Origin of the sequence: Mycobacterium sp., assembly GCF_047975165.1 — a bacterium.
In the GTDB taxonomy this organism is placed as follows: domain Bacteria; phylum Actinomycetota; class Actinomycetes; order Mycobacteriales; family Mycobacteriaceae; genus Mycobacterium.
Genome location: NZ_JBKECZ010000162.1, coordinates 1 through 6,823 on the forward strand (window position 1 = coordinate 1; position 6,823 = coordinate 6,823).

At 67.4% G+C, this 6,823-nt stretch carries 5 protein-coding genes; 2 read left to right on the top strand and 3 right to left on the bottom strand.

Annotated features, from left to right (window positions below; translation table 11 throughout):
* Positions 1-1,135, bottom strand: a 1,135-nt coding sequence (locus tag ACK5M9_RS15260; protein ID WP_416893995.1) for an amino acid permease, incomplete at its 3' end; no start/stop codon positions are given.
* 295 nt (positions 1,136-1,430) lie between these two features.
* On the opposite strand from ACK5M9_RS15260, the gene ACK5M9_RS15265 reads away from it, so the two are divergent.
* Together ACK5M9_RS15265 and ACK5M9_RS15270 are read left to right on the top strand one after the other, a co-directional pair.
* On the top strand, positions 1,431-2,261 hold the full coding sequence (locus ACK5M9_RS15265; RefSeq protein WP_416893997.1) for an alpha/beta hydrolase: 831 nt from the start codon (positions 1,431-1,433) through the stop codon (positions 2,259-2,261).
* Positions 2,262-2,264: 3 nt separating this feature from the next.
* Positions 2,265-4,406 carry an acyltransferase family protein gene (locus ACK5M9_RS15270; RefSeq protein ID WP_416893996.1) on the top strand — a complete coding sequence of 714 codons (2,142 nt, stop codon included), beginning with the start codon at positions 2,265-2,267 and terminating at the stop codon, positions 4,404-4,406.
* A 275-nt stretch (positions 4,407-4,681) separates the two neighbouring features.
* On the opposite strand, the gene ACK5M9_RS15275 is transcribed toward ACK5M9_RS15270, so the two are convergent.
* A complete protein-coding gene (locus ACK5M9_RS15275) occupies positions 4,682-5,374 on the bottom strand; it encodes an Rv0518 family GDSL lipase (RefSeq protein ID WP_416893998.1) in 693 nt (230 codons plus the stop codon).
* 70 nt (positions 5,375-5,444) lie between these two features.
* On the bottom strand, positions 5,445-6,680 hold the full coding sequence (locus ACK5M9_RS15280; protein WP_416893999.1) for an acyltransferase family protein: 1,236 nt from the start codon (positions 6,678-6,680) through the stop codon (positions 5,445-5,447).
* Positions 6,681-6,823: the final 143 nt, after the last annotated feature.

A 6,823-nucleotide genomic window follows, 5' to 3' on the forward strand; every position in this document is an offset into this window, starting at 1 on the left:
GGAAGCACCACATCCTGACCCGCAGCTGCTCGGCAGGCGTCCGGCTGCGCAACACGATCTGGGAGACCGAGATCAGCAGGTAGACGAACAGGATGATGGCACCCGAGGAGTTGAGCAGGATGATGAAGACGGTGTCCGGAGCCACCCAGGCCATCACCACGCACAGAAAACCCACCAGCGACGATGCCAGGATGGCCAGATGCGGGACCCCGCGGCCGCTGACGGTGGCCAGCCGGCTCGGCGCCTCCCCCCGTTCGGCCAGGACGAACAGCATGCGCGACGACGTGTACAACCCCGAGTTCAGACACGACAACACCGCGGTGACCACCACCGCGTTCATGATCTGGTCCGCGCCGGGAATTCCCATCTGCGCCAGCGCCGCCACGTAGGGGGACTCCCCGGGTTCCAGGGAGTCCCAGGGCTGGACCACGACCAGCAGGAAGACCGAGCCGACGAAGAAGACCGCGATCCGCGCGACCACCGTGCTCATCGCGCGTTGCACCGCTTCCTGCGGATTCGGCGTCTCGGCGGCGGCGATGGTGACGACCTCGGTTCCGGTCATCGAGAAGATCGCGGCCACCACGGCGGCGAATACGGCCCCGGCGCCCATCGGCAGGAATCCCCCGTGCGAGACCAGATTGGAAAAATCCAGGCCGTGTCCGGGCAGCAGCCCCAGGGCATACAGCAGCCCGACCGCGAGGAAGACCACAATGGCGGCCACCTTGATCCCGGCGAACCAGAATTCGAACTCGCCGAACGAGGACACCGATGCCAGGTTCGTCGCCGTCATCAGCACCATCAGAACCAGCGAGAGCAGCCACAGCGGTGCGTGTACCCAGTAGGTGAGCACCTTCGCCCCGGCCACCGCCTCGAAGCCCACGATGATCACCCAGAAGTACCAGTACAGCCAGCCCACCGAGAATCCCGCCCACTCGCCCAGCGCGTCGGCGGCGAAGTCGGCGAACGACCCGGTGCTCGGATTGGTGGCGGCCATCTCGGCCAGCATCCGCATGACCAGCACGATGACCACACCGCACAGCGCATAGGTCAGGAACGCCGCCGGCCCGGTGGCGAGGATGACCACACCGGATCCGACGAACAGCCCGGCCCCGATGACACCCCCGATGGCGATCATGTTGAGCTGGCGCTGCGTCAGACCCGGGCGCAGTCCAGACCCGTTTTCGATGGCTCCTGCCTCCGTCTCGGAGAATCCCGCTGGTAGTGATCACGGGCATTTGTCACGGGCATTGCTCAACAGCCGATACCCCACTCAAGTTAGCCGGTACCAGCCGCGGCCGGCCACCCGCATGATCAGCGGCCCCCATATCAAGTCCGTGTCACGAATCACCGGCGACACGGCGTGGCATGACCGGAAAATCCCCTCGGGCGCGGCATCATTGGCACTCGTGGTCGAATTGTCGCGGCGCGCGATGCTGCGCATGGGCGCCGGTGCCGGTGCGGCCGGCATGTGGGCGCTCAACGCCCTTGCCGACCCGCTCAAGCCGATGGCCGCGCCCACGGGACCGGCTCCTTTCGACCCACCCGAGGCCGGCAAGACGCTGCCGACCACGCTCACCGGTTCATTCGTCTCGGCGGCCCGCGGCGGCGTCGAGACGAATTGGGTGATCGCGATGCCGCCGGGGCAGACCAAGATGCTGCGCCCGGTGATCGCGCTGCACGGCAAGGACGGCAACGCGAACATGATGCTGGAGTGCGGCGTGGAGGACGCCCTGGCTCAACTCGTCGCCGACGGCAAGCCGCCGTTCGCCGTCGTCGGTGTCGACGGCGGCGCGAACTCCTATTGGCATCGCCGAACCGACGGCACGGATTCCGGCGCGATGGTGCTCGACGAACTGCTGCCGATGCTCACCACGATGGGCCTGGACACCTCGAAGGTGGGGTTCCTGGGCTGGTCGATGGGCGGCTACGGGGCACTGCTGCTGGGATCCCGGCTGGGCCCGGCCCGCACCGCGGGGATCTGCGCGATCAGCCCGGCGCTGTACATGACCTACATCGGCGCCGCACCCGGTGCGTTCGACAGCGCCCAAGACTGGAGAAGCAACTCCGTGTTCGGCTTGCCCACACTGAACTCGATCCCGATTCGCGTCGACTGCGGCATCGGCGACCGCTTCTTTTTCGCCAGCAGCGAATTCGTCAGCCAGCTGAAGCGCAAACCGGCCGGCAGCTTCTCCCCCGGCGGCCACGACGTGGACTACTGGCGGGCGCAGCTTCCGGGCGAACTGACCTGGATGGCGACCTAAGACGTGACCGAAGCGGATACCACCCGGCTGCCCCGCACGGCGGAGCGGCCGATCAAGACACCGTTCCGCCCCGACGTCGAAGGATTGCGCGCGGTGGCGGTCATCGCCGTCGTGGCCTTCTACGCGCGAATTCCCGGGATGGCAGGCGGCTATATCGGCGTCGACATCTTCTTCGTCATCTCCGGCTTCCTCATCACCGGTCAGCTCTGGCGCGAAGCCGCAACCACCAGGACCATCGCACTGGGCCGCTTCTACGCCGGCCGCGCCCGCCGCCTGCTGCCGGCGGCGGCCACCGTCGCCGTCTTCACCGCTATTGCCACAGCGGTCGTGCTGCCGCCCTTGCAGGCACGCCGCGCCTTCGTCGACGGTATCGCGAGCATGCTGTATGTCGGCAACTATCGGTTCGCCGCCCAGGGGGCCGACTACCTGACTTCAGACCGGCCGCCGTCGCCGTTTCAGCACTATTGGGCGCTCGGCGTCGAAGAGCAGTTCTATCTGGTGTGGCCGGCGCTGATCATCGGGACGGTGTGGTTGCTCGGACGGCTGCGCCGCCAGATGGTCTCCGGCACGGTCCCCTACGCGGTGGCCCTGGCGACCGTCGGGGCATCCTCGCTGGCAGCGGCGGTCATCTGGACACAGGTTTCGCCGTCCTGGGCATTCTTCTCGCTGCCGACCCGCGCCTGGGAGCTGGCGGCGGGCGGTTTGGTGGCCCTGACCATCGACCAGTGGAAGCGGCTGCCCCTGCTGCCGGCCGCGGTGGCCGGCTGGGCAGGGCTGACGTTGATCCTGCTCACCGGCACCCAACTGGTTCCGCATACTCCCTACCCGGGCACCTCGGCGCTGCTCCCCGTGCTGGGCGCCGTGATGATCATCGGCGCCGGCAGTGTCACCGGCGGTATGGGGGTCGGCCGGCTGTTGTGCCCTCCGCCGATGCGCGCGATCGGCCGGATGTCGTATTCGTGGTACCTGTGGCAGTGGCCGGTTGTGCTGCTGCTGCCCCGGTTGCTCGGTGATCCGGGCGGACTACCGGGCCGGCTGGCCGCGACCACCGTGTCGGCCGGGCTCGCCGTTATCACCATGCACGCGGTGGAGAACCCTGGTCGCTTCGCGGCCGCCCTGCGACGTTCGGTGAAGAACAGCCTGGCGGTTGCCGGGGCCGCCAGCGCGGCCGCGGTCTGCGCGTGTGCGGCGTTGCTGACGGCCGTGCCCGTCCCGATGGGCCTCGGGAGCCCCGCCCCGCAGGCTCGCACAGATCCGATGCCGCCCGACGCCGCAGCCCGGGAAGCCGCGGTACACCATGCGTTTGCGAAGGTCCGCCAGCTGGTTGCCACGTCCGCCGGCTTGCGCGCCGTGCCTTCGAACCTGTATCCGCCGCTGTCGGTGGTGCCCGTCGACAAACCGGCGGTGTTCGTCAACGGCTGCCTGCGCTCCTGGCGCGAGGTTGGCCAGGACGAATGCGCCGGGGGCGACACCGCCTCTTCCACGACGGTCGCCCTGATCGGCGATTCGCACGCGGCGATGTGGGAGCCCGCTCTGCGTCAGGTGGCCAAGCAACGGCACTGGCGTTTGGAAACGATGACCAAGGTCACCTGCCCGTTCCTCGATATACCGACCCGCAGCCCCTATCTGGGCCGCAGGTACACCGAGTGTGAGAAATGGCGCGGCGAGATCATGGGCCGCGTGGCCGACGAACACCCGCCCCTGGTGGTGCTCGGCATGAGCCGCCGCTACCGCTCGGGCTTCGGTTTCTCCTCCTACGACCACGCGTGGATCGAGAAATTGGCCCTGGTGGTGAAAACGTTGCGCGCCATGGGGTCCGACGTTCTGGTCCTGGGGCCGGTCGCCGACCCGCAATCGTCGGTACCGACGTGCCTGTCGGCGCACCGCAACGCCCCGGGCGCCTGTGCGCCGAAGCGATCGGTGGCCCTCGATGCCGACGGTATCGCCGCCGAGCAGCGCGCGACACACACCGCCGGCGGGACCTACGTAGATCTGACCGATCTGTTCTGCATCGCGGACGATTGCCCGGTGATCGTCGGCAACACCCTGGTTTTCCGCGACGACAACCACATCACGACCGAGTATTCGCACCTGCTGGCGCCAGTCGTCGATGCGTTGACCGATCGCATCCTGGCAGCGGGCTGATTCTTGGGACTAATTTTCGGAAAGTTCGTCAACTACCAGTGGATTCGCGCCGGTTGTGCTACCAATGGAAGGGGTCGGGAGGTTTGTAATGAGCCCAATATCGTGGGTGTTTTTGACGGTAGTCGCACCAGCCATCGGGGCGGGGCTGGTGCAGATGCAAGCGCGACTCGAACGCTGGGATTACGAACGGCACGCAGAGGACTGAAGCGCTGAGGGGATTCGTCCCGCTACCGTTTCGGCCGCTGAGGCCCGGTCCCGGTCCTTCAGGTGGCTCTTCAGGACAATTGGTCTTCAATCAGCCCGGCGATCTTATCTGCCATATAGGCGTGCCCGGCGTCGTTGGGGTGCACGCCGTCGGCGCCGATCAGATCGGGCCGGTCGGCGAACCAGCCGAGTTCGATCGGATCGACGAATGTCGCGCCGACGACGCCGGCCCGCAGACGCAGCAGGTCCCGGATCTGCAACACGTCCGCCGGAACGTCGGCAGTCGGCCACGGCGGACCGATCACCAGGAATCTCGCCGAGGGCGCCAGGTCCCGCGCCAGTCCAAAGGCGATGCCCACGCGATCGGAGAGCGTTCCCGGATCCACCCCCTCGTCGTTGCGGGACCCGAAGAACAAAACCAGGACATCGTCCGACCTGGCCGCTTGGGCGGTTAGGTCGGCGAAGATGCCGCCGTGGTCGCCGGGCATGCCGTAACCGGCGCCGGCCTCCGCCGCCACGTCCGCGTCGATCCGCATCCCGCGCTGCAACAGCAACTGCCACGCCCGCTCGGTCCACGAATTCGGGCCCAGGCCGCCCTCGTTGGTGCCGGTCGTGTACGAATCGCCGATCACCGCGATCTGGCTCACCCGCGGATCCGAACCCAGTAACCGGTAGCGCCCGGCGGTGCCAGGCACTGTCGGGCCCTGCACCGCCACGCCGACCGCCAGGGCAAGGCCGATGATCACCGCGGCCAGACGACTCACCGCCACCTCCAGAACGCTTGAGCCGATGTGCGACCACTGAATCCTAAGGGCACAAGCGCCCCGCCTGCCGTCAACTCGCTGCCGAACCACGCGAAAGCTCTTCCCCCGCAGCATCTATGGGATGAATCCCGGTGCTCGGCGAGTCGTCGGGCCGATGGCCGGCCGGCACCGCCCGGGCACCGGCCATCCGGCGCATCCAATGCCGGGCCGGCTCCTCGACGAGGTGGTACATCAGGCTGGACAGGGCCAGCGCGATCACGATCAGGGCGACGACATTCCACTTCCACGGGGTGTCCTGCGGAGTCAGTTCGAACTGCGCCACCGACCATCCCCAGACGGTGTGCACCAGTTCGTGCACCATGTACAGCGAAAACGAAATCTCGCCGCCATACACCATCAATCGGGTGGACAGGATCCACGGCAGGCCGCTCAAGCCGACCGCCAGGAGGATCACCAGCGGAACGAACAAGACGTCCACCACCCCTCCGCTGTCGACGACGCCGCCGATCGGATGCGCATCCAACCAGTAGAAGGCCCCCACCATTGCCGCCATCAGCAGCAGCCCCAGGTAGCCGGCGACCTGGCGGACGAGCCGGCTCAGCCGCAGCCGCCGCACCGCCGCGCAGGCCAGCGCACCCGCGACGAATTGCGTGACGATTCGCGGCAGCCAACTCCACGGCGTATAGAACTGGCCGCTGGCCAGCAACAGCAGTATCGGTGGCAGCGACGCAAGGAAGGCCAGCAGCATCAGGCTGCGGGCCCGTGTCGCGCGTTCCATCCGCAGGATCACCACCACGATCAGTGCGAACAGCAGATACGCCAGCCACTCCGCGCTGATCGACCAGGCCGGCCCGTTCCAACTCGATTCGTCGAAGAAGGGCTGATACCACAGCTGCACCAGCAGAACCTGTCGCACATAGCTGACCGCGGTGAGGTCCCGTACCTCCGGCAGCGGCACGTGACCGACGTGCAGGCTCAAGATCACTATCACCGCGGCCAGGTGCAGCGTCACCAGATATACCGGCCAGACCCTGGCCAACCGCAACCACAGAAAATGCAGGGTGTCCCGCGCCGACCACACCAGCCCCATCCGGTCCAGATAGTTCCAGGTCAGCACGAATCCGCTGAGAATGAAGAACAGATCCACACCCTGGGCGCCGCTGTCGAGCACCGGAGCGAGCGTATCGCTGAGTTCGGGTGACAAGTCGGCCAGCATCGGCCGGTAGTGGAACAGCACCACCCACAGCGCGGCGACGATACGAAGGCCCGTGAGCGCCCTGATCTCACCTGTGATCTGGGCCTTCATTTCTGCGCTGCGCACGACGTTCTTCCCGCCTGGACCATCTGCTGTTCGGCTCCGCCAACCGTGGGGTCTCACCGTGGTGCGGACCCCCGGGCGCCGACGCCTGGCCCCCGGCCCCCGGCCCCCAGCCCCCGGCCCCCGGCCCC